Source organism: Streptomyces sp. NPDC019890 (assembly GCF_044903445.1).
In the GTDB taxonomy this organism is placed as follows: Bacteria; Actinomycetota; Actinomycetes; order Streptomycetales; family Streptomycetaceae; genus Streptomyces.
This window is the reverse complement of record NZ_JBJDQK010000002.1, coordinates 205171-227891: the sequence shown is the minus strand read 5'-3', so window position 1 is coordinate 227891 and position 22721 is coordinate 205171. Positions and strand designations below refer to the sequence as shown.

General features: G+C 69.7%; 15 protein-coding genes and 1 pseudogene. 12 read left to right on the top strand and 4 right to left on the bottom strand.

The features are described 5' to 3' along the window. The first annotated feature begins 51 nt into the window (after positions 1 to 51). The 3 genes from ACI2LP_RS05475 to ACI2LP_RS05465 all read left to right on the top strand — a co-directional run bounded on the left by ACI2LP_RS05475 (position 52) and on the right by ACI2LP_RS05465 (position 4727). Entirely contained in the window at positions 52 to 1695 is a 1644-nt protein-coding gene (locus tag ACI2LP_RS05475) for a restriction endonuclease fold toxin-2 domain-containing protein (RefSeq protein ID WP_404723249.1), read from the top strand. A 15-nt stretch (positions 1696 to 1710) separates the two neighbouring features. Further along, positions 1711 to 2166: a hypothetical protein gene (locus tag ACI2LP_RS05470; RefSeq protein ID WP_404723248.1), complete on the top strand. Its 456-nt coding sequence runs from the start codon at positions 1711 to 1713 to the stop codon at positions 2164 to 2166. 1601 nt (positions 2167 to 3767) lie between these two features. Continuing rightward, positions 3768 to 4727, top strand: a complete 960-nt coding sequence (locus tag ACI2LP_RS05465; RefSeq protein WP_404723247.1) for a TAXI family TRAP transporter solute-binding subunit — start codon at positions 3768 to 3770, stop codon at positions 4725 to 4727. Between the two features lie 18 nt (positions 4728 to 4745). On the opposite strand, the gene ACI2LP_RS05460 is transcribed toward ACI2LP_RS05465, so the two are convergent. Beyond that, a complete protein-coding gene (locus tag ACI2LP_RS05460) occupies positions 4746 to 6176 on the bottom strand; it encodes an ATP-binding protein (RefSeq protein WP_404723246.1) in 1431 nt (476 codons plus the stop codon). Between the two features lie 138 nt (positions 6177 to 6314). Beyond that, positions 6315 to 6965 (bottom strand): annotated as a pseudogene (locus ACI2LP_RS05455) (response regulator transcription factor); the annotation flags it as partial. Positions 6966 to 7182: 217 nt separating this feature from the next. Between ACI2LP_RS05455 and ACI2LP_RS05450 the strand changes: the two are divergent. The 6 genes from ACI2LP_RS05450 (at position 7183) to ACI2LP_RS05425 (ending at position 14608) form a co-directional block, all read left to right on the top strand. Further along, positions 7183 to 9285 (top strand): TRAP transporter permease, encoded by a 2103-nt coding sequence (locus ACI2LP_RS05450; RefSeq protein WP_404723245.1) that lies wholly within the window; start codon positions 7183 to 7185, stop codon positions 9283 to 9285. A gap of 8 nt (positions 9286 to 9293) precedes the next feature. Next, on the top strand, positions 9294 to 10280 hold the full coding sequence (locus ACI2LP_RS05445) for a TAXI family TRAP transporter solute-binding subunit (protein ID WP_404723244.1): 987 nt from the start codon (positions 9294 to 9296) through the stop codon (positions 10278 to 10280). A 195-nt stretch (positions 10281 to 10475) separates the two neighbouring features. After that, entirely contained in the window at positions 10476 to 10913 is a 438-nt protein-coding gene (locus tag ACI2LP_RS05440; RefSeq protein ID WP_404723243.1) for an ATP-binding protein, read from the top strand. 61 nt (positions 10914 to 10974) lie between these two features. Beyond that, entirely contained in the window at positions 10975 to 12147 is a 1173-nt protein-coding gene (locus ACI2LP_RS05435; protein ID WP_404723242.1) for a DUF475 domain-containing protein, read from the top strand. Positions 12148 to 12407: 260 nt separating this feature from the next. After that, positions 12408 to 13034 carry a DUF485 domain-containing protein gene (locus ACI2LP_RS05430; RefSeq protein WP_404723241.1) on the top strand — a complete coding sequence of 209 codons (627 nt, stop codon included), beginning with the start codon at positions 12408 to 12410 and terminating at the stop codon, positions 13032 to 13034. Next, positions 13031 to 14608 (top strand): cation acetate symporter, encoded by a 1578-nt coding sequence (locus tag ACI2LP_RS05425; RefSeq protein ID WP_404723240.1) that lies wholly within the window; start codon positions 13031 to 13033, stop codon positions 14606 to 14608. The genes ACI2LP_RS05430 and ACI2LP_RS05425 overlap by 4 nt, the downstream gene beginning before the upstream one ends. Before the next feature lie 231 nt (positions 14609 to 14839). Here the strand turns inward: ACI2LP_RS05425 and ACI2LP_RS05420 are convergent, their stop codons facing one another. Then, positions 14840 to 15880 (bottom strand): DMT family transporter, encoded by a 1041-nt coding sequence (locus ACI2LP_RS05420; RefSeq protein ID WP_404723239.1) that lies wholly within the window; start codon positions 15878 to 15880, stop codon positions 14840 to 14842. 118 nt (positions 15881 to 15998) lie between these two features. Here ACI2LP_RS05420 and ACI2LP_RS05415 point away from each other — a divergent pair, with 118 nt between their 5' ends. Both ACI2LP_RS05415 and ACI2LP_RS05410 read left to right on the top strand, forming a co-directional pair. Beyond that, positions 15999 to 16919 (top strand): LysR family transcriptional regulator, encoded by a 921-nt coding sequence (locus ACI2LP_RS05415; RefSeq protein ID WP_404723238.1) that lies wholly within the window; start codon positions 15999 to 16001, stop codon positions 16917 to 16919. Between the two features lie 522 nt (positions 16920 to 17441). Beyond that, positions 17442 to 18428, top strand: a complete 987-nt coding sequence (locus tag ACI2LP_RS05410) for an NAD-dependent epimerase/dehydratase family protein (RefSeq protein WP_404723237.1) — start codon at positions 17442 to 17444, stop codon at positions 18426 to 18428. Here the strand turns inward: ACI2LP_RS05410 and ACI2LP_RS05405 are convergent. Beyond that, the gene (locus ACI2LP_RS05405; RefSeq protein WP_404723236.1) at positions 18392 to 18760 is read right to left on the bottom strand and encodes a transposase; all 369 of its coding nucleotides are present in this window, start codon (positions 18758 to 18760) and stop codon (positions 18392 to 18394) included. The two genes, ACI2LP_RS05410 and ACI2LP_RS05405, sit on opposite strands and share 37 nt — an antisense overlap. A 154-nt stretch (positions 18761 to 18914) precedes the next feature. Between ACI2LP_RS05405 and ACI2LP_RS05400 the strand changes: the two genes are divergently transcribed. Beyond that, positions 18915 to 22457, top strand: a complete 3543-nt coding sequence (locus ACI2LP_RS05400) for a SpoIIE family protein phosphatase (protein WP_404723235.1) — start codon at positions 18915 to 18917, stop codon at positions 22455 to 22457. The last annotated feature ends 264 nt before the right edge of the window (positions 22458 to 22721 follow it).

The window sequence follows — 22721 nt, the reverse complement described above, 5'->3', positions numbered from 1 at the left end:
CCCGCCTGCGATACGTTGATCGTTCACGTCTGCAACGGGGAGGGCGGGACGGTGAGCGGACTGGCGCCCGACGTCAAGTTCATCGCGGAAGGAATGATCCGCGGTTCGATGGGGTTGCTCGACTCGATGCGGGGGGCCCGTGACACAGCCATTGCCCTGGGCTATGAGCTGGCGCGGCAGCACGGGATGGCCGGAGACGACGATGCAGGCCGTGCGTTCGCCAAGGTATACGTGTCGGCGGCGTCGACGACGCTGGACCAGATGGGGTTCAGTTCCTACATTCTCGGAGAAACCAGCCGCGGACTGATGCGCAACGCTCGTGAGTTCATGGCCGAGGAGAGTCGACGGATTGCCGCGTTCTTGGGGAAGCAGGCCGACCTCACAGCAGGCATGGGTGATCCGGGCGCCGACTGTACGGAGAACTACCTCGGCCTCGGCCAGGAACTTCCCGAAGTGGTGGGCGAGACAGCCTGGTACGACCAGTACGCGCCGGCGGGAAGGAGCGATCGGTTCCGCGGCTCACCGGAGAAGATCCGCGATGTCGCCGGTTCCTGGCGGCACGCCGGCTCACTCATGCAGCGTTTCCTGGAAGATGCCCAGACCTATGCCCTGACCGCGAGCAAGGCGCACTCCGGCGAGGCGGCCGATGCCTTCCAGACGTACGTCAAGTACTCCGTCGGTATGACCTGTCCGCCGGCCAAAGCACAGGACGACGAGCCGCTGGTCACCAATCTCGTTGCCGCCTGTACACAGCTTGCGAAGGCATGCGATCGGTACGCGGAGCATGTCGATGCGGCCAAGGAGAAGATCCGGCAGCACCAGAGCGACCCGTTCGAAGTGGACATGCCGTGGGATCAGCCCATGTTCGGCGCCAACGGATACGACGGCGGACTGCACGACGCAGTCCTCGGGGATCCCTGGATCAGGGACCTCGGTTCGGTGGCACACGCTCTCGACACGTCGGCCGCCCGGGTCAGGCTTCCCGAGCCTGATGCACCCGGGAGCCCGGGCCTGCCCGGCGTGCCATTCCTGCCACCGCTCATACGCGTGCCCGTCCCGGTACCACTCACGCTCGCCTCGTACACCGGGCAGGCACCGGCTCTGCTGCCCATGGTCAACCCCGTCGACCCGGCCCTTCCCTTCGCCGATCCCATTCCGCCGGTACCAGGTACCACACGCCTTCTCGCAGCAGCCGAGCATCAGCAGTTCCGCACCTGGATGAACTCCCTGCGACCCGGCGGATTTGCGGGCGGTGGCGGGACGACCGACCCGGACAACGCATACCAGCTGCGTATCGCGGGCTATCCCGAGCGGGAAGTACCACTGGCAGGGAAGAAGCGGGGTCTGATGGTGGACGGCATACGGCCTGCCGATGGATACCTCGTCGAGGCAAAGCACGTGCGCGATCCGGACTGCAAGAAGAAGAGCTTCCGCTCCCTCGACCGCGTCGAAGAGACACTGACCAAGCCAGTCAAATTGAACAACAAGGGAGAGATCGCGTGGGACCCCGTCGTCGACGCCATGTATGCAGGTGACGAGAAGGAACTCGTCCGATACAAACAGGCCATGGCCAATCCTGCGAACCGCGAAATCCGCGGCCTCGAGATTGTCACGAACGGCCAGGACAATGCCGCCTACTGGCAGTCCATGATGGCCATGACGGGTACCCCCGGCTCGACTCGATACGAACCCTGACACCGAGGAAGACCTGTGTCTGCTGACCGGAACATCCGAACCAACTTCGCCTTCTACCCGCCCGAGGACGACGGCGGTGCCTGGCAGGCCACCCTCGAATCCCTGGAGCGGGCCCTGCGGCAGACGTTCCCTGACGCCACCGTGGAGTACCGGAACTCTGGCATCCACGGCATGACCGTTCTCGACTTCGAGATCGAGCTGGCCCCCGATGTCTGGATCGACGGCACGGCCGCAATGCCCAAACCCGCCTATGCCTACATCACCCTCACCGACGTGACCGCGGGCGAAGCCGCAGTCTTCGCCACATGGCTGCGTGACTCGTTCGCTCCCGCACCGCAACTCGTGCGCTTCGCGAGCAGCCTCGCCATGGCGAACGGGGCGGAAACCCCATGGCCCCTACCGGCCGAAGGTGACACTGCAGAGATCGAGGACGTGCTGCGCGAGCACCTCGATTCCTTCGACGCACCATAGGTTGCGGGCAGAACGATCGCCCCGCCTGAGCTATGAGGGGGTGGCTTTCCTCACGCAGTACATGAGTTGTCAGAAGCCGAGTCGATGCTCGCTCCGACAATTTCTCTCGCACTGATCAATGGGGGTTCCGATGACGATCAGAGTTCGTCCAGACCTCGGTCCGCTTCAACGCCATGTGGTGCGCAACGATTCTCTCGTCGGTATGGCTCTCCGTTGCGCAGAGATTTGTTGGCCACGTCCCGACCTGGCCTGACTGATCAACCGTGCCTGGGCACGCGCCCCGTGGGGACGCCCAGGGGACGGTGAGGGGACGTAAAGATCTGCACGGATCGAGGAGCACCAACAAGGGGTGCCATTGCACACCCGCATTTACCTGCAAGAACTCCACAGACTGAGCAAGACGAACAAGGACCGTCACGATCACCAAAGGACTCATAATCCGTCGGCCGTGGGTTCGAGTCCCACCCGCCCCACAGCGCAGGTCTCTGACCTGCAGAAACGTTTCATCACGCGTGCGGATTCAGGACTTTGGCTCAACGGACTGAATCCGCTGCTCGCGAGTTCAACGCCGTTACCATCGGCGTTAGTTCGAACTGCTCTGACCTGTACAGACGTGTTTGCCCACCGCCGGGGCGAGCCGCTGCAGGTGGCCTGTGCGAGCGGCTGGACGCTGAATTCGGGACGCTGGCAGGACGCAGGTAATCGGAAGTGGCTCCCTGGGGATCGTCGCCTACCCCGCTCCGGTGCGGCGCGGTGGGGCGACGGGCGACCGAAATTCCGACAACGTCTGGATCGCTGGGCCGCCGCAGCGGCCCGTGCTGAGTGTCAGGGAAACGGCCCGTGGGAATCACTTCCGTTCGCGCGGAGACGGCTGGGTTCCGGCCGATCCGGCCCGTGGACGACGATGGGCCGACCGTCGGTGGACTGTTGAATGCCATCGCGTGGAAGTACCGCACCTTCCTCGCCGCTGCGCGACCTGCCTCACGAACTCGGGTCGTTCCAGACCACTCACCACCGCACGACCCCAGCAGAGCAGCCAGCCGCCGGGCCGGGGTCTCGGGCTTCCCTCTGTGCTGTCACAGGATGCCAGCACAGCAGCGGCCCTCTGTCTCAGCGGCCTCGACCACGAATCGCTGCACTCCGACGCCGAGCTCGACCAGGCCGTCGCCGAGACCTACGCCGCTGTGGACGAACCGGGCGCTCTCATGACCGTCTACATCGAATGCCTGCTGGGCACCACGGCAACCGCCACGTCCGCCACGTCCGCCACGTCCGCCACGTCCGCCGCGCGGCGGTCGTGGGCGCGGCGTATGGCAGACGAGCTCAGACGCACTGCTGAATCACCCCCTCAGCGGCAGCACGAGGAACCCCTGACGTACCCCTTCTCACCCGCTCCGTTCCCTGGCCCGGAGCTTTCGCCGCGGCCAGTCAGCCGGCGCAAAAGCGCATCAGCGCAGTAGTAAGTCATGACGCTGATTCGCCCTCCGCCGAGGATGAAGCCACCCGTTCCATGCCCGTTAGGCTGATTGCTGGGCCCGTCGGAGGTCTGTGGTCCGTCCCCGTCGGTCAGAGCCCGGTTCGCCGTGTCCAAGGAGGCCCCCATGCCGGTGGCACGCCTGCTCGTCGCCTCCATTGCCCTGATGGTGATGCTGCTCGCTGGGTGCACCGGAAGCGATGAGCCGCCGCGGCCGTCCGGTGAGATCAGCGTGGCCACAGGCAACCGGGGCGGCGTCTATGCGGAGTACGGGGCCGGATACGCCGATCTCATCGAGCGTCGGCTGCCCGACGTGTCCGCCCACGTCCTGCACACCGGGGGCAGTGTCGACAACCTGCGCCGGCTGGGCACGGGCGAGGCGCAGGTGGCCCTCACGCTCGCCGACAGCGCCGCGGACGCCATCGCCGGGCGGGCGCCGTTCAAGGGGCGGGTACCCGTGGTGGCGCTCGCCGCGCTCTACGACAACTACGTGCAACTCGTGGTCCCCGCGGACAGCCCCGTACGCAGTCTGCGGGAGCTGCGCGGGCGGCGGGTCTCCGTGGGCGCCGTGGGCTCGGGCACCGCGCTGCAGGCCGAACGCATCCTGAAGGTCGCGGGGCTTTCTCCGGGCAAAGATGTGAGCGCGCAGCGCCTCGATGTGCGGGAGTCCACGGGCGCCCTGGCCGCCGGGCGGATCGACGCCTTCTTCTGGAGCGGCGGCCTGCCCACCGCGGCGATCACCGAGCTCCGCCGGACGATGCCCATCCGCCTCGTCGGCCTCGGCGATGTGGTCGACGATCTCACCCGGTCCTATGGCGAGCTCTACACGGAGACCACCGTGCCTGCTGTCGTCTACGGGCCGCAGAGCGCGGTGACCACGGTGAGCGTGCCGAACTTTCTGGTGGTGCGGCGGGACATGCCGGACGCGGAGGCTTACTGGCTGACCCGGCTGCTGTTCGAGGGGCAGTCCCAGCTCATCCGCGCTCACCCGGAGGCCCGCCGGCTGGACCGTCGTACGGCGATCGCCACTGACCCGCTGGACCTGCACCCCGGCGCGGCGCGCTGGTTCCGCGAGTCGCACCCCTGACACCGGCCGACGTTCCGGTCAGCGTGCCGCGCCCGGGGGTGTGGGAGCACTGGGCAACCGTAGGGTGGCCGCGAGTCCGTGCGGTTTTGCCGCCGCCAGGCGAAGTTCGCCGCCGCCCGCCTCCACCACCATGCGGGTGAGGGCGAGGCCGAGTCCCGTGCCCCGGACGTTCTGGTGGCGTGTGCTGCGCCAGAACCTCCCGCCTGCCCGTGCCAGTTCCTCGGCGGTCAGACCGGAGCCACCGTCGCGCACGGTCACCTCCACCACGCCGTCGTCCTGCCCATGCTGTGCACCGGCACCGTCGCCGCCCGGGGGACGGGTGACCGAGACGTCCACCGGGGTGCCGTCGCCGAACTTGAGCGCGTTGTCGAGCAGGGTGTCCAGAGCGTGGTCGAGGCAGTCGGGCAGGGACAGTGCGCGTACGCCGTCAGGAACCCGCAGCGTGAGCCGGACGCCCTCGGCCTCGTAGGCCGTCCGCCAGGCGTCGACCCGGTGGACGACCACGGCCGAGACGTCGACGGGCCGGCGTTCCGCCTCGGACGCCTCGGCCCTGGCCATGCGCAGCAGCCCGTCGAGTATCTCGCCGAACCGGTCGGCCTCCTCCACGGCGAAGTGGAGTTCGTGCAGGCCACGTGGGTCGTTCACGAACTCCTCGAGGTTCTCCACCCGCAGCCGGAGTGCGGTCAGCGGATTGCGTAGCTGGTGGGAGGCCTGCGCCACGAACGCGCGCTGCTGCTCCTGCGAGGCGTGCATGCTGTCCGCCATCACGTTGAAGCTGTTGGCGAGGCGGCGCAGCTCCGGGGCGCCCGCGCGTTCCGAGACCCTGGTCTTCAGCCGCCCGAGGGCGACCTCGTGCGTGGCGCGGTCCAGTTCGTGGACCGGGCGCAGCACCCAGCGGACGACCGGGGCCGCGACCGCGATGACCACGGCGGCAAGTGCGGCGAGGCTGCCCAGGCCGACGAGGGTCACGTGGTCGGTGACCTCGGAGCGGGCCCGGTCGGTGGGCGAGACGATGAGTACGGCGCCGAGCACCCGGCCGTCGCGCTTGACCGGCTCGGCCAGGACGAACGGGCGATCGTCCCACGGCCAGACCACGCTGGGCTGCTGCGCGGGCCGGTCGGCAAGAGCTCTCAGCAGCGCCGACCGCACCTGCGGCTCCTTCAGGTCGAGGGGGCGGGGGGCGACGACGATCTCGCTGTCCGCGTCGACGACGGCCACCCGCGAGTCGTACAGGTCCGTGTAACGGTCGGCGGCGGCGGCGAGGCGGCCCGTCCGTCCCGACTCGAGGGCGGTGGCCGCCATGTCGGCGAACCAGGCGCCGTCCTCGACCCGGCCGATGAACGAGGTCTGGACCGTACGCTCCGCGGTGGCCCGCACCAAGGGCAGGCTGAGCGCCACGATGAGGCCCGCGACCAGGGCGAAGACGATGACAAGGAGTCGGCGGCGCATCGGTGATCAGCGCGCTCAGGCGTCGGCCGCCGTGGGCAGCGAGGCAGGGATCGGGCCGTCCGAGTTCGGGGCGGGGGCGGTGTCCGGGGCCAGGGGCGCAGCCGGAACCGTGTCCGGGGCCACCCCGTCGGCGGTCGCGAGGCGGTAGCCGAAGCCGCGCACTGTCCGCACCACACATCCCGCCCGCCCCAACTTGCCGCGCAGGGTGGCCACATGCACGTCGAGCGTGCGCGACATTCCGTCGTACGTCGTCTGCCACACCTCGACGACGATGCGGTCCCGGGGCACGGCGGCACCGTCGGCGCGCACCAGCACGGCCAGCACTTCGAATTCCTTGCGGGTAAGGGGAACCGGCTGCCCGTCCAGGGTGACCGCGCGCCGCCCGAGGTCGATCTCAAGGCCGCCGACGGTGACGAGCCGGTGCTCATGGGCGCGCTGGCTCATGCTGCGCCGGAGCACCGCCTCGATACGGGCGAGCAGCTCCGCGGTACCGAAGGGCTTCACCACATAGTCATCGGCGCCGCTGCGCAGCCCCCGTACCCGGTCGGGTTCGCCTCCCCGCGCGGTCACCGCGATCACCGGGACCCCACCCCGGGCACGCAGCTCCCGGCACACCTCGATGCCGTCCCGGTCCGGCAGGCCCAGGTCCAGCAGGACCAGATCGACGGCGGGCGCGGCCAGCGCGTCGGCGGCGTTGGCCGCGCGCCGCACCTCGTACCCGTTGCGCCGCAGCGCGCCCGCCAGGGCGTCGGCGACCCGGTTGTCGTCCTCGACAAGGAGTATCCGCAACCCAGCCTCCCGGTTTCTCATGCGCGGACCCCGAGCCCTGCCAGGACGCGAAGGCCAGGGGCAGCGCGGGTCTCGGCCGTCGGGACGAGCGTAGAAGTGATCCCCGTCACCCAACCCTAAACCTAAGTTAAGACCGCAGGCGTTCCCTGTTGCCTGCTTGTAACGGCTGCCACGGTCAGGGGTAAAGCGAAGCACCTAGCCCCAGGAGATGGCCGAGATGAGCATGGCAACGGCGCCGTCCGAGCCGCGGCAGCGAACCGCTGAGGAACTCGTGGCCGAGTTCGACCAGGAACGGCCGGCCCGGAAACTCTCCCCGCGGGTGGCCGGGCCGGTGTTCCTGGCGTGCGCGGCCCTGTCGGTCTTCGTGCTCTACGCGATCTTCTTCCCGCTGGTCAAGGGCAGCCAGTACTACCTGACGATCTTCCTCGCCGCCACGCTGCCGCTGGTCTTCCTGACCTACCGCGGAACGGTGCGGGTACCGGCGGTGCTGCTTTCCTGGCGGCACGGCGCCTCCGCCCACAAGAAGACCGGCAAACCCGCACGGCGCGACGACCCCGGCTGGTTCGACTGGCTGCTTGCCGCGGCCGCGCTCGCCGTGTGCGTCTACCCGCTGCTGGAGTTCGACCCTTTCATCGAGCGACGGCAACTGCCCACCTCCCTCGACGTGCTGGCCGGGCTCGTCCTCATCGTGCTCGTCCTGGAGGCGTGCCGCCGCACCACCGGCTGGGTCCTGCCCGCCTTCTGTGGGGCCTTCCTGCTCTACGCCTACTACGGCGGGCTGCTGCCGTACAACTGGTCACTGGCGCACGGCGGGTTCGACATCGACGCGATCGCGGCCCACTTCTTCATGGGCACCGACGGGGTGTACGGCGTCCCGCTGAACGTGGCCGGCACGTACATCGTGCTGTTCACCATCTTCGGTGCGGTCCTCGACATCTCCGGTGCCGGCAAGTTCTTCATCGACCTGTCCTTCGCGGCCTTCCGCGGCTCCCGCAGCGCCCCCGGTCGCACGGTGACCGCCGCCGGCTTCCTGCTCGGCACTGTCTCCGGGTCCGGCACCGCGACCGCGGTCAGCCTCGGATCGGTCGCCTGGCCCGTGCTGCGCCGGGCCGGCTACGGCAAGGAACAGGGCGGCGGCGTGCTCGCGGCGGCAGGCATCGGCGCGATCCTCTCCCCGCCCACCCTGGGCGCGGCAGCGTTCATCATCGCCGAGTACCTGCGGGAGAGTTACCTCACCGTCCTGCTGTACGCCCTGGTGCCCACCCTCCTGTACTACCTGGGCATCCTCCTCGCGGTTGAGATCGACGCCCGAAAGCACCAGACGCAGCCTGTGGTCGGGGAGCAGGGCATGTCGGCGCTGAGGCTGCTCGGCCGGTTCGGCTACCACTTCCTTCCCCTCTTCATGATTGTCGGCTTCATGGCTGCGGGACTGCCCCCCTTCAAGGCGGTTGTCTACGCGACGGCCCTGCAGTTCCTGCTCTCGTTCCTCGACCCCGAGCACCGGATGACGCCGCCGCGGCTGTACGCGGCCCTCGCCGAGGGCTGTCGGTCGGTGCTGCCGGTGGTCGCCACCTGCGCCGCGGCGGGCATCATCGTGGCCGTCGTCACCCAGACGGGGCTCGGCCTGAGCCTGGCCTCGGTGATCGTCGACGCGGCAGGACTCTTCGGCGACGACAAGACCGTGGTACTGGTCCTCACGGTCCTCTTCGCGGCGGTCGCGGTGTCCATCCTGGGGCTCGCCGTCCCGGTCACCGCTTCCTTCATCATCGCCGCGGTGATTATCGGGCCGGCCCTGCTCTCGCTGGGGGTCGCCACCCACGAGGCGTACATGTTCATCTTCTACTACGCCGTTCTGTCCGAGGTGAGCCCTCCGACGGCGCTAGCGGCGGCGGCCGCCGCCGCCATCACCGGGGGCAACCCGATGCGCACCATGGTGGCGACCTGGAAGTACTCACTGCCCGCGTTCCTGGTGCCGTTCGCCTTCGTCCTGACCGACAACGGCTCCCAACTGCTCGGCACGGGAAGCCTGGTGGGCATCGCATGGACCACCTTGGTCTCGGCCCTGGCGGTCGCCGCGCTGGCCGCGGCCACCGGAGGGTGGCTGCTCGGTCCGGCCGGGCGTGTGGAGCGCGCGCTGTGCGCTGTCGCCGCGCTCTGCCTCCTCTACCTCGAACCCGTCGCGATCACCGCAGGTGTCGTGGCGCTCGTACTCGCCCTCGGCATCCATCTCGTACGCCGCAGGCAGCAGACCCCCGCGGTTCCCACCACCGGTGAGAACCGACCGGCGGAAACCATCATGGAAGGACACCTCCCCTCATGAAGCACCGGATGCGTGCCACACGCCTCGCCGTCGCCGCCCTGGTCACCGCTTTGGCCGCCACCGCCTGCGGCGGCGGGAAGCAGAGCGAAAACACGGGCGCGAGCGGCGGAAAGAACGGCCGGCTCACGATCGCGACCGGCGCCACCACCGGCGTCTACTACCAGATCGGTGGTGGCCTCGCGGAGCTGATCTCCAGCAACATCGACGGCTACCGGGCCACCGCCACCTCCACCGGAGCGTCGGTGCAGAACATCCAGGGCCTCGGGGCCGGCACCTACGACATCGCGTTCTCCCTGATGGACACCGCCGGTGACGCCGTCGAGGGCAAGGAGGGGTTCGACGCGCCCCAGGAGGTCGAGGCCCTGACCCGGCTCTACTCGAACTACACCCAAGTCCTGGTCCGGGCCGACTCGGGCATCAAGTCCCTCAAGGACATGAAAGGAAAGAGAGTGTCCACCGGGGCGCCCGCTTCCGGCACGGAAGTGATCGCCAACCGTCTGCTCGAGGCCGCCGGGCTGGACCCGGCCAAGGACGTGACGGCTGAGCGCCTCGCTCTGCCCGAGTCCGTGGACGCCATGAAGGACAGCACGATCGACGCGCTGTTCTGGTCCGGCGGACTGCCCAGCGGCGGCATCACCGACCTCACGACCAGCCTCAAGAAGGACGTCCGCCTCCTCGACGTCACCCCGCAGTTGCCCGCTTTGAACCAGGAGTACGGCGACGTCTACCAGAAGGGCTCCATCCCGGCGTCCGTATACAACCAGTCCAAGGACGTGCCGACGATCGTGGTAGCGAACGTGCTGCTCGTGAAGAAGGGCTTCGACCCGGATCTGGCCGCGGACATCGTCAACCTGATCTACGAGAAGAAGAGCGAACTGGAGAAGGTGAACGCGGCCGCGACCGAGATCGAACTCGCCCAGGCGCAGGCCGTCTCGCCCGTCCCGCTGAACGCCGGCGCGGAGAACGCCCTGAAGGCGCTGGCCCAGAAGTCCTGAGCCTGCCTCGCGTGCAGGGGTCGGTCCACATCCGTGGACGCCACGGGACCGGCCCCCAACCGCCGGGCACTCCGGCGCCGCCGAGGGGGATCAGAGCCTCCCCGTACGGCCGGAGGACCGACCGGTCCTCCCTCCACGAGGCACGGCGGCCTTCTCCCGCCCCTGTATGAGCGGGCCGCCCACCAAGGAATGATCATGACGCACATCCCCGGACAGTCACTGTTCCACAGCTTCCGCGTCTCCCCGGAGGACCCGGCGACCGTGCCCAAGGCCCGTCGGTTGCTCCTGGCGGTGGTCCGCGACTGGAATCTCCCGCTGGCGGACGAGACGCAGGACGACCTAGGGCTGCTCTCGAGCGAGGTGATCGCCAACGCGGTGAGTCACACCACCGGACCGTGCTCGGTGACGGTGCGCTGGACGGGGGTCCGGCTGCGGGTGGAGGTGACCGACACGGTGGCCGGGCTGCCCACACCGCGTCGTCACGAGCTGTACGCCGAGAGCGGCCGGGGGCTGGTGCTGGTCGCGTCGTTGGCGGCGAGCTGGGGCAGCACACGCACCGCCACAGGCAAGGTCGTCTGGTTCGAGGTGGCGCCCGCGCCGCCGACCGCAGACCTTGACCGGTTGGCGTCGTAACGCCGGCGATCGCCGGGTTCTGCACGTATCACGGAACAGTTTCCTCAAAGCCGGGATGAAGATGATCTTGAGGACATTCGGCTGGTCGTTCGCCGTCACGGCGGCCGGGCTTGCCTTCGCGGCATGGCAGTGGGGCTGGGAGGCCTTCGGGATCGTACTGATCCTGTCGGTCCTGGAAATCTCGCTGTCCTTCGACAACGCGGTCGTCAACGCCGGAATTCTGAAGAAGATGAACGCCTTCTGGCAGAAGATCTTCCTCACCGTCGGCATTCTGATCGCGGTGTTCGGCATGCGGCTGGTCTTCCCGGTCGTGATCGTCGCCATCAGTGCCAAAGTCGGGCCCATCGAGGCGGTGCAGCTCGCCCTCGACGAGCCGGACCGCTACGAGGACCTGGTCACCGACGCACACCCGGCGATCGCCGCCTTCGGGGGCATGTTCCTGCTGATGATCTTCCTCGACTTCATCTTCGAGGACCGGGACATCAAGTGGTTGGCCTGGCTGGAGCGGCCGCTGGCCAAACTCGGCAAGATCGACATGCTCTCGGTCTGCGTCGCGCTCATCGTCCTGATGGTCTCCGCGATGACCTTCGCCACCCATGCGCACGTCAGCACGGGGCACGCGGACAAGTCGGCCACGGTGCTGCTCTCCGGTGTCGCGGGTCTGATCACCTACCTCGTGGTCGGCGGTCTCTCCGGGTACTTCGAGGACAAGCTCGAAGAAGAAGAGGAGGAGCACGAGCACGAGGAGGAGAAGGCCAGGGCCGAAGGCAGACCGGTCTCGGCGGTCGCCCTCGCCGGCAAGGCCGCGTTCTTCCTCTTCCTCTACCTGGAGGTCCTCGACGCCTCTTTCTCCCTCGACGGCGTGATCGGCGCCTTCGCCATCACCAACCAACTCTTCTGGATGGCGCTCGGCCTCGGCCTCGGCGCGATGTACGTCCGCTCCCTCACGGTCTACCTGGTCCGCCAGGGCACCCTCGACGACTACGTCTACCTGGAGCACGGCGCCCACTACGCCATCGGCGCCCTCGCCGCGATCCTGCTGATCACCATCCAGCACCAGATCAGCGAGATCATCACCGGCCTGATCGGCGTCGTCCTGATCGCGGCATCCTTCCTCTCGTCCGTCCGCCGCAACAACGCACTCCCGGCGAAGGAGGACATGCCAGGAGGGGTCACAACATCCACCCGGCGACCCCATGTCGGCTTCTCGGCGACGGTGAATCGCGACCCCTGACGGCGGATCAAATCTGACCCTCTGTGACGGTACATCCCATACGCAAGGCAACGTACGCAAGTAGGTCTGATCGTTGCGGTTCGGCCCCTTCCTGCCGCATTCGCCCGGCACGGCTATGCCTCACGGACGCGCTGCCGGGGGAACCCGGCTACGTTCTCCTGCCCTACGTGACCTGCGCTGATCGCGCTCCGGGGCATTTCCGCACAGCTGGATCCGTGCGGCCGTTCCCTCCGTCTGTCCTCCCGTCCGAAGGAGACTCGGTGCACTCCCACGGCCCGTCCCCCGAACACGACTCGACCGTCGCCGCCCTCTACCTCAGCGGACTCCGCCACGGCTCGTCGTACACCCCCGCGGAGCTGAGGCAGGCCATCGCCCAGAGCTACGCGGGCCTTCATCCGTCCGAATCGCTCTGGCCCCGGTACGGGGCGACCCAGCGTGCGGCCGACGCGGGCGATCAGGACTCGAAGGAGCGAAGACTCTGGGCCCTGCGCATGGCGGCCGTTCTGGCACAGGACGAGCAGCAGACGGGGAGGACGCCCTCGCCGTGGGCGGTCGGCCCTGCGTCCTCACCCGCTGCTGCCGCCTTCCCCAGCCGCCGGCCGGATCCAGCGGTGCGGCAGTTGCGCGCGGCACGGCGGCTGCCGGTGCGCGTCACCGTCACGGTGCTCGGCGTCCACCTGGCCATCGCGGTCCTGGCCAGGCAGGCCGGAGATCTGCTGGCCCTGCCGATCGCCGGCCCCTTCAACGTCGGCTTCGGCCTCCTGCTGGTGCAGCTTGCCGTCACGGCCGGGGCCGCTGTGTGGTACGGGCCGTACGCCCAGGCCACGATCGATCCGCTGACCGAGCACGTTCCGTCCTGCCTCGCGCACCCGGAGAGCGACCGTTGATCACCCAGGCTTCCTACAGCGACACCTTCCCGGTCTTCACGATCTTCGCTGCCTTCGGCGCAAGCACACTGTTCCTCTGCCTCGCTGCCGTTGGCCGTGACACCCTGAGCAACTTCTACCTCGGCCATCGACGGCTGTCATGGGTCGGCAACGGGCTGGCCATCTTCGGCATTTACATGTCCGCCGCCGGGATGCTGAGCAACCCGGGTCTGGTCTCGCTGAGAGGCTACGACGGCATCCTGTACGTGCTGGCCTCCTCAGCCGCCTGGATCGTGCTCCTGGTCGTGATCACCGATGCCTACCACGGTTCGGCGCGATTCACCGTCGGCGACTCTCTCGCCCGCCGTCTGAGCCCGCGGCCCACGCACATGGCCGCCGGCGTGGTTGCCCTGCTCATCTCGCTGGTGTACCTGATTGCGCAGCTCGTCGGCGCCGGGACGCTCGCAGCGCCCATCCTCGGCCTAGACGGGGCGGCCGCACAGAGGGCCCTCGTCGCCTGTCTGGGGACGTTGATGATTCTCTCCGCAGTCGGCGGCGGCATGCGGGCGGCAACCGCGGTGCAGTGCGTCAAAGCCGTGCTGCTCCTGGCGGGCGGTGCCGTCCTGGCGCTCGCGGTGCTCTCGCGCTTCGGCTGGAACCCGGCAGCCCTGTTGAGTGCCGCAGCGGACCACAGCGCACTCGGCGACGACTTCCTGCGGCCCGGCGCGCACGCAGACGAAGGCGCCAGTGCACTGGATGCGCTGGGCCTGGAGCTCACCAGGGTGCTCGGATCCGCCGGTCTGCCCCATGTGCTGATGCGGATCGGCACCGTGGCCACAGCACGCGAAGCAAGGCGATCGATACAGTTCAGCAGCCTTCTGATGATCTGCTTCTCCATGGCGGCCGTGGTGATCGGGCTCGGCGCGGCCGGCCTGCTCGGCACACAGGCCATCGCCTCGGACAGTCCCTCCGGCAAGACCGCCGTACTCCTACTGGCCGACTCCATCGGCGGCTCGCTTACGCTCACCGCCGTGTCCTGCCTGGCTTTCATCACGATCATGGCGGTCGTGACCGGCCTCATCCTCACCGCGGCGGCCTCACTGGCCCACGACATCTACGGGGCGACGATCAGGCAGGGCAAGGCTTCGGAGCAGGAGGAACTCGCCGTGGCCCGAGGGGCGGTCCTGCTGATCGGCGCCGGCGCCATCACCCTGTCCATGTTCGCCCAGGACCTCAACCTGTCCTTCCTGGTGGAACTCGCTTTCGCCATCGCGGCCTCCGCGATCCTGCCCACCATCCTCTACAACCTGTGGTGGCGGGGCTTCACTACCCGAGGGGCAACCTGGAGCCTGTACGGAGGCCTGCTGACCGTGCTGCTCCTCATGACGCTGTCCCCCGCTGTGTCCGGCCATCCGGCCGCCTTGCTGCCCGACGCCGACTTCGCGATCTTCCCCATGCGCAACCCCGGCTTGGTGTGCATTCCCCTGGGTTTCCTCCTCGGATGGCTGGGATCGGTCCTCGACACGCGGAGGCGTTCCGCCAAAGCAGCGGGCCGGCACAGCGAGGACCGGGCGGCGCCTGCCTCGACCGACTGATCGGATCACTCGCGCCCCGGCGAGGCTGTGGCGGAGAGCGTCGCCAACTCACCCGGAATCCTTGAGGCGCTCGCCTCCCTCGATCCGACCGCGGTGCTCTAGCCACACGCCGGAGCCGCCCGGGCGCTCGCACGTCGACTTCATCGTCTTCATGGGTGAGGTTGGTGAAGGCCGCCTTCTCGGTCAGCGCGCGGTGCGCCGACCACAGCCGGGGCTCGGGCGCGCCCAAGGTCACCGGGTCTTCTCCGGAAGGGGGCGCGCGGCCGCGGCCGGGCGGTCTTCCGGGGTGGGCTCGGCGTCGACCGAGCGGAGGTCCGGGGCGAGCCCGGGGGTGGCCGACTCCTCGACGGCCGGTTCTTCGGCAGCAGCCACAGCTTCCGCAGCCGCCCCCTGCCTCCGGGTCATCCTCACACCCACCAGCACCACGGCCATTCCCAGCACCACTCGGACGCTCAGGTCCTCGCCCAGGACGACCGCCCCCAGCAGCACGGACACCACCGGCAGCAGATAGCCGACCACGGCGGCGTTGGTCGCGCCCTCGTCGTTGATGATCCGGTAGGTGAGGTGGAAGGTGATCGCGGTGCAGAAGACGCTGAGGACGACCGCCGCGACCAGGACCGTTGGGCCGGGGTCGATCGACTCCAGGCCGCCGATCGGCACCGCGAGCGCGGTCAGTCCGCTCGCGGCGACGAGCTGGGCGGCGGAGAGCGAGATCGTGGGTGTGCCCCGGCGGACCAGGGTGCGGCCCATGTACGTGAACGCGACGGCGTAGCTGGCGGCGGCGCCCAGGATCGCGAGGGCGCCCCAGCCGGTGGCCCCGGTCGTCTGCCAGGGGGCGAAGATGACGATCGTGCCGGTGAAGCCGAGCAGAAGACCCGCCAGCCGTACGGGCCGCAGCCCGCGCTCCGAGCCGAGGGCGAGACCAAGGGCGATCGACCAGAGCGGGGTCGTGGCGTTCAGGACGCCCGCGAGCCCGGAGTCGACGGTCTGCTGGCCCATGCTGAACAGGGCGAATGGCAGGGCGTTGCAGAAGAAGGCCGCGACGACAATGTGCCGCCAGGCGGCGACGCCCCTCGGCAGCCGGTGCCCCGTCGTAGAGCAGGCGGCGACGAGGACGAGCGCACCGAGGACACAGCGTGCGAGCGTGACCTGGAGCGGGGAGAGCCCGCGCAGCGCCAGCTCGGTCCAGAGGAAGGTCGAGCCCCACAGCAGGGCGAGCACGGCCACCCGCAATCCACCCCACAGACCCCGCGTACCGCTGTTGTCTGTCATGGCGTCTCCCCATTCTCGTTTTCTCGTTCGGTGGTTTTCTCGTCCCTGTCCTGAAGGTGCCTCAGCCACGTTTTGAGGACAAGCAAATGGTTCTACTCATACTGTTAAGCTGAGCTACATGCTTGATGTGAGGCGACTGCAGGTCCTGCGCGCGGTGGTCACCAGCGGCACGGTCACCGCCGCCGCGGCCCACTTGGGCTACACCCCGTCCGCCGTCAGCCAACAGGTGGCGGCGCTGGAGAAACAGGCAGGTACGGCGCTGCTCGAGCGGGTCGGCCGCGGGGTGCGCCCCACGGCGGCCGGGCTGCTGCTCACCGAGCACGCGGCGCTGATCGGCTCGGCGGTCGCCCAGGCGGAGACCGCGCTCGCCGACCTCCGCGCCGGACGCACCGGCCGGCTGTCGGTCCGCTACTTCGCCACGGCCGGCTCCACGCTGGTGGCGCCCGCCCTGGCCAGACTCCGCGCCGAGCACCCCGGCGTCGGAGTCGACCTCGAACTCACCGACCCGGAGGACCCGCTCCAGGAGGTGGCGCGGGGCCGGGCCGACCTGGCCGTGGTGGTCCAGGCGCAGGAGCGCACAGGCCACGGCTTCCGGCTCGTCCACCTCCTCGACGATCCGTACGCGGCCGTACTGCCCCTCGGCCATCCGCTCGCCGGCAAGGAGGTGATCGACCTGCACGAGTTGTCCGGTGAGCAGTGGGTCGGCAGCGAGCCCCCCGGCCCCTGCCTCGAACCCGTCATCGACTCCTGCGCGGCGGCCGGCTTCAGCCCCGACTTCGTCATCCAGAGCGAGGACTGCGCCACCGCGCAGGGCTTCGTCGCGGCCGGTCTCGGCGTCGGTCTGATGCCGCGGCTCGGGCTGCGCAACCAGCACCGCCGTGTCGTCGTGCGCCCGGTCCGCAACCCCGAGCCGGTCCGGGTGATCTCGGCCGCCGCCCGGGAGACCGCCCTCGAACAGCCGGCCCTGCGCGGCCTGTTGGACGCGCTGCGGGACGCGGCCGCCACCGCCGACCCGCCCGATGAGCCCTGGTCCGAATGACCGCGGCCTGTGGGGTGCGGGTCGGCGGCGGGGGCGTACGTCCTGGGCGACGGGACGAACGCGGAGACATGGAACACGCTTCGCGCGGAGACGCCTTAGCTCGATCCACCGGCCTGACGTCTGGTTGATGTGGGGTGGAACGTTGGGGTGCCTTGTGACCTGCGATGATGGGTTTACTTAAGGTTTCCTCAGGCGCGATGAGCGAGGCATCTCGTGGGTGAGACCATTTCACGCTGCTTCGGCAGTCTCTACACGCTTTGACGAGGCGAACGCAGGCAGGGGATGGGGCTGCGGAGGCCGCCGGCGGGTGATCGCTACGAGGCAGTGCTGCGCGATGTGCTCTGCAGGGACGACGCCGATCCGGCGGGGCGTCTACGTCAGCGGCCGCAACGTCGGCGGCGTCGGGCTTGGCATGCCGGATGTGCTGTGCGTGGGGGGCCGCCGGCTAGTTGACGGCTACTCCGGGTCCGCTGTCGGCGAACCCGCACTGGGTACTCGTGTTCGTGGTGCTTGGGTGTCGGGATGGAGATCTTGGTTCTGGGCGGAACAGCGTGGGTGGGCCGGGAGCTGTCGCGACAGGCGATTGAGCGCGGTCATCGGGTGACGTGCCTGGCTCGCGGCGGAAGCGGAGAAGTCTCGGGCGGAGCGACGCTGGTGGCCGCCGACCGGCGCGATCCTTCGGCGTATGCACCCCTGCTCGAGCGCGAATGGGATGCGGTCATCGAGGTGTCATGGCAGCCAGGGTTCGTTCGTGAGGCGCTTGACGCACTGGGCGGCCGGGCCAGGCACTGGGCTTATGTCTCCTCCGTCAGCGCCTATGCCTCCCATGCCACGCTGGCCGCGGACGAGTCCGCGACCCTGCTTGCTCCGACCGACCGGAGCGAGGTCGACCGCGCGTTGTACGGCGAGGCGAAGGTCGCTTGCGAACGGGCGTCGACGGCCGTTGTGGGCGACCGCCTTCTCATCGCACGCGCCGGCCTGATCGGCGGCCCGGGGGATCACAGCGGACGCTCCGGCTACTGGGTGGCCCGTGCCGCACGCGACCCGCAAGGGCCGATGCTGGTTCCCGACGCACCGGCCATGCCGACACAGGCGATCGACGCGCGGGACCTCACCGCCTGGCTGCTCGACGCCGCGGAGACGGGGACCATCGGCACATACGACGCTGTCGGTCCGGTCGTTCCGTTCGGAGAGTGGATCGAGCTGTCCCGCGCCGTCGGCAGGCACACCGGTCCGGTGATCACCGCCGACTCGGCATGGCTGCTCACCAACGGTGTGGCCGAGTACATGGGGGCCGAGTCACTGCCGATGTGGCTGGTCGAACCGGGCTGGGAAGGGTTTTCCGCCCGGGACGGGTCTGCGGCGCGCGCCGTAGGGCTGCGTCATCGGCCCCGGGCGGAGCTGCTGGCCGACACGCTGCTCTGGGAACGCGAGCAGGGTCTGAACCGGGCAAGACGTGCCGGCCTCGGCGCTCAGCGCGAGCGCGAGTTGCTCGACGCTCTCGGCTGACGGCTGGTCTCCTGCTGTACGCGCCGCGCCCCGATGATGTCGCGGCCTGACGCCTGGTTGCCGTCGGCGTATCCGCCGTCGGCCCACTCCAGGGTGATCCTGCGGTGGTGTTCACGCAGCAGCGGCATAGCGGCATCCCGGTCCTGGACGCTCGCGGCGGTGACCAGCACCACCAGCAGCAAGCCCAGGCAGTCCACGACCTGCCCTTTGCGGCCCGCCACCTTCTTCCCGCCGTCCCGGCCGACAGTGTCGGCGGCCGCCCACAGGGACTGCGAGTCGACGATCGCCGCCGTCGGCGTGCGGCTGCAGGCGTAAACTGCTGGGCAAATCACCTTTTTAGCTATTTTAACCTTGCAATTCTGGCAGGAGCGTAGCCAGAACCGTCGGATCCGGCGTCCGAACTGCCCGGAGGTCCGCAGCGAGTGGCCGTCGGCAGCCTTGGGAGGGCGCGGGCGGATCACTAGGCGCCAGGAGGAAGATTTCTCGATGACCCGGCCCGATGACCCGCGTACCGCGGCGGCCCGGATGTTCGCCGAGGCCGGCGCGTTCGGCGAGCTTCTGGCCGGGATCGAGTGGGCGGCGACGCCGCTCGGGCCCCCCGAGTCCTGGCCGGGGCCCCTGGTGGACACCCTGCGCCTCATGCTCACCTCTGAGCACGGGATGGCTCTGTACTGGGGCGCCGAATTCGCCACGCTGTACAACCTGGGCTCCTCACCCATTGTCGGCGCCAAACACCCCTGGGCGCTCGGCAGGCCCTATAAGGATGTGTTCCCCGAGGTCTGGGTCCACCCCGTGAGTTCCCACTTCCACTATGTGACCGACACCCGCAAGCCCCTGCTGATCCCCGATGAGCCGCTCATCATGGAGCGCCACGGCTTTCCGGAACAGTGCTACTTCGACTCCGCCTTCCAGCCCGTGCTGCTGGACGACGGCACCGCCGGCGGCGTGCTGCAGATCATCACCGAGACCACAGGCCGGGTACTGGGCGAGCGCCGGCTGCGCCTGCTGAGCGAGACCGGCGCCCGCACCGCCGGGCTGCCCACCCCGGGCGAGGTCGCCCGCGTCGTCGCGGAGGTGCTGGGCTCTTATCCCGAGGAGATCCCGTTCCTGGGCCTGTACCTGGCCTCCGAGCCCGGGATGCTGCGACCGGCGGCCTCCGCCGGGCTCCGGCCGGCGCCCGAGGCCGTCTCGCTGAGTGCGGCCGACGGGTCGGAGGTCGCGGCCCGGCTGGCGCAGGTGGTCGCCGACGGTGCCCCAGCCACGCTGCCAGCCGCCGCGCTGACCGGCGGCAACACGGCCGGGCAGCACGCCGCGGCCCCCCGGCTCCCAGTCGAGCAGGCGCTGGCCCTGCCGCTGGACTGCGCGGGCCAGGTGGAGGGCGTCCTGGTGGTGGGCGTCAACCCCTGCTTCCCGCCGGCCGGGGCCTACCGGGACTTTTTGGAGGTGCTCGCCGCCGCCGTGGCCGGGGCGCTGACGGCCGCGCTCGCCCACGACGAGCAGCGCCGGCGGGCGGAGGCGCTGGCCGAGCTGGACCGGGCCAAGACCACCTTCTTCGCCAACGTCAGCCACGAGTTCCGCACCCCGCTCACCCTGCTCCTGGGCCCGCTCCAGCAGGCCCTGGCCGACGAGGACCGGCCCGAGCGGCGCGAGCAGCTGGAGCTGGCCGAGCGCGGCGCCCTGCGCCTGCTGAAGCAGGTCAACACCCTCCTGGACGTCGCCAGGGCCGAGGCCGGGCAGATGCGCCCGGCCCTCGAGCCGGTCGACCTCGCCGGTGCCACGGCCGAGCTGGCCGGGGTGTTCCGCTCCGCCTTCGAGGCGGCCGGGCTGACGCTGGAGGTGGACTGCCCGCCGCTGCCCAAGCCGGTGTCCCTGGACCGGGAGATGTGGGAGAAGATCATCCTCAACCTGCTCAGCAACGCCCTGAAGTTCACCTTCACCGGCGGCGCCCGGGTGCAGGTGGCCGCGGCCGGCGACCGGGCCCGGCTGACCGTGACCGACACCGGCACCGGCATCCCCGCGGACGAGCTGCCGCGCCTGTTCGAGCGCTTCCACCGGGTCCGCGGCGCCCGCTCCCGCTCCCACGAGGGCAGCGGCCTCGGCCTGGTGCTGGTGAAGGACCTGGTGGAAGCGCACGGCGGCACCGTCGGCGTGGACAGCCGGCTCGGCCAGGGCACCACCGTCACCATGAACCTCCCCTTCGCCGCCGCCCACCGGCCCCGCCCGGACCCGCCCGCTGCCGGTGCCGGATCCCTGGAGGAAACCCCCAGGGAAGGCGGAGGCGGCCGGCCCGGCCGCGCCGCGGCCTACGTGGACGAGGCGCTGGGCTGGCTGGCGGCCGACCCCGTCCGCGCCGCGGCCACCCCCGCGGCACGCACCCCGCACGCCCCCGCGACCCACGATGCCCCCCACGGCCCCGGCCCGCACGAAACCGACCGCCCCCACCGGGCCCGCCTGCTGGTCGTCGACGACAACGCCGACATGCGCGCCTACCTCACCCAGCTCCTGCAGCCCGATTACGACGTGCTGCTCGCCGCCGACGGCCGGGCCGCCCTGGAGATGGCCCTGGCGCAGCCGGTGGAGCTGGTGCTCAGCGACGTGATGATGCCCCGCATGGACGGCTTCGAGCTGGTCCGGGCGCTGCGCGCCGACCCGCGCACCGCCCGCCTGCCCATCGTCTTGCTCACCGCCCGCGCCGGCGAGGAGGAATCCGTACAGGGCCGGCACGCCGGCGCCGACGACTACCTGGCCAAACCCTTCTCCGCGCGCCAGCTGCTGGCGCGCGTCCGTACCGGGTTGGAACTGTCCCGGCTGCGCGAACAGGTCCTGACCGAGACCCGCAACCAGCTGGCCGTGCTGGCCTCCCTGGCCGACGCGGGCCTGCGGCTGTCCGCCACCCTCGACCCGGACCAGATACTGCAGACTGCCGGCCAGATCCTGCTGCCCGACTTCGCCGACCAGATCAGCATCCACCTCACTGCCGCGGCACCCGCCCCGGCGCAGTCGCCCCCGGCATACATCGCCGGCACCCCCCTTCTTGCCCGCGAGGCCCTGGCCACCGCCGCCACCCACGCGATCAACGGCACCGCCCCAGCCCCAGCCGGCCCGCACCCGGCGCCCGCCGCCGTGCTGGCCCTGCCGCTGCACGCCCACGACCAGACACTGGGGGCCCTGGTACTGGTCCGGCACACCGACTACTCCGCGGTCGAACACAAGTATCTGGAGAACCTCGCCCACCGCCTGGCCCTGGCCTACGACAACGCCACCCAGTACCACAACGAGCGCCGCCTCGCCCTGACCCTGCAGCGCGCCCTGCTGCCCCACCGCCTGCCCCAGGTGCCCGGGGTGCGCCTGGCCACCCACTACCGGGCCAGCAACCGCGGCGCCGAGGTCGGCGGCGACTGGTACGACGTGCTCGCACTGCCCGACGGTGCCGTGGGGCTGGCCATCGGCGACGTCATGGGCCACGACGTGGAAGCCGCCATCGTGATGGGCCAACTCCGCTCCGCCCTGCACAGCCTCGCGATGGAGGGCGCAAGCCCGGCCCGGGTGCTGGCCAGGCTGGATGCTTACCTGCAGTCGCTCGCCATCGAACGCTTCGCCACCTGCCTGTACGCGGTCTACAACCCACACCGCAACCGCCTGCGCTACGCCGCCAGCGGGCACCTGCCGCCCCTGCTGGTAACCGCCGACACCGCCTACCTGGAGCTGCCCCCGGCGCTGCCGCTGGGACTGGGCAGCACCCCAGTCGACCGCGAGGTGGCGTTCCCGCCCGGCACCAGCCTGCTGCTATACACCGACGGCCTGGTGGAAAACCGGGCGCTGTCCCTGGACGACTGCCTGGCGGCCCTGCGCCAGACCTGCGGCGCGCTGCCCGCCGCCGCCCGCACCGACCCCCAGCAGATCACCGAAAGGGCCCTGGACCTGCTGAACACCCCCGACCGGGTTGACGACGACACCGCCCTGCTCGCCGCCACCGCCGAACCATCGTGTCGAACCGGCGACCCGCAGGCTGGCGGAAGTGCCATATAACCGACCGCTACTGCTCGTAGTCATTGCTAAGGAAGCTGCGGATTTGCCAATCCACTGCTAACGGACTGTCTTCATTGCTAATGGAGTCGCGGATCCTAGAGGAAGGGAAATCCGCTGCGCCGAGGTTCGAGTCCCTTTTTCGAGCTGGCGAGACCGCTCTCGTCCCTTTCGATCCTGTCCAAGCGGGACGCATTCGGAACGCACCGAGGGCGGTCTGCGCACCGCCGGTTCCGTAGGTCGACGAGTCTCTGCTGACGGGGCAGC

What these genes read in the sequence shown, in the direction of transcription:
- ACI2LP_RS05465 (WP_404723247.1), top strand. Translation starts at nt 3,768, where the DNA reads ATGCCGGTGGCACGCCTGCTCGTCGCCTCCATTGCCCTGATGGTGATG.
- ACI2LP_RS05460 (WP_404723246.1), bottom strand. Translation starts at nt 6,176, where the DNA reads ATGCGCCGCCGACTCCTTGTCATCGTCTTCGCCCTGGTCGCGGGCCTC.
- ACI2LP_RS05450 (WP_404723245.1), top strand. Translation starts at nt 7,183, where the DNA reads ATGAGCATGGCAACGGCGCCGTCCGAGCCGCGGCAGCGAACCGCTGAG.
- ACI2LP_RS05445 (WP_404723244.1), top strand. Translation starts at nt 9,294, where the DNA reads ATGCGTGCCACACGCCTCGCCGTCGCCGCCCTGGTCACCGCTTTGGCC.
- ACI2LP_RS05440 (WP_404723243.1), top strand. Translation starts at nt 10,476, where the DNA reads ATGACGCACATCCCCGGACAGTCACTGTTCCACAGCTTCCGCGTCTCC.
- ACI2LP_RS05435 (WP_404723242.1), top strand. Translation starts at nt 10,975, where the DNA reads ATGATCTTGAGGACATTCGGCTGGTCGTTCGCCGTCACGGCGGCCGGG.
- ACI2LP_RS05420 (WP_404723239.1), bottom strand. Translation starts at nt 15,880, where the DNA reads ATGACAGACAACAGCGGTACGCGGGGTCTGTGGGGTGGATTGCGGGTG.
- ACI2LP_RS05415 (WP_404723238.1), top strand. Translation starts at nt 15,999, where the DNA reads ATGCTTGATGTGAGGCGACTGCAGGTCCTGCGCGCGGTGGTCACCAGC.
- ACI2LP_RS05410 (WP_404723237.1), top strand. Translation starts at nt 17,442, where the DNA reads ATGGAGATCTTGGTTCTGGGCGGAACAGCGTGGGTGGGCCGGGAGCTG.
- ACI2LP_RS05400 (WP_404723235.1), top strand. Translation starts at nt 18,915, where the DNA reads ATGACCCGGCCCGATGACCCGCGTACCGCGGCGGCCCGGATGTTCGCC.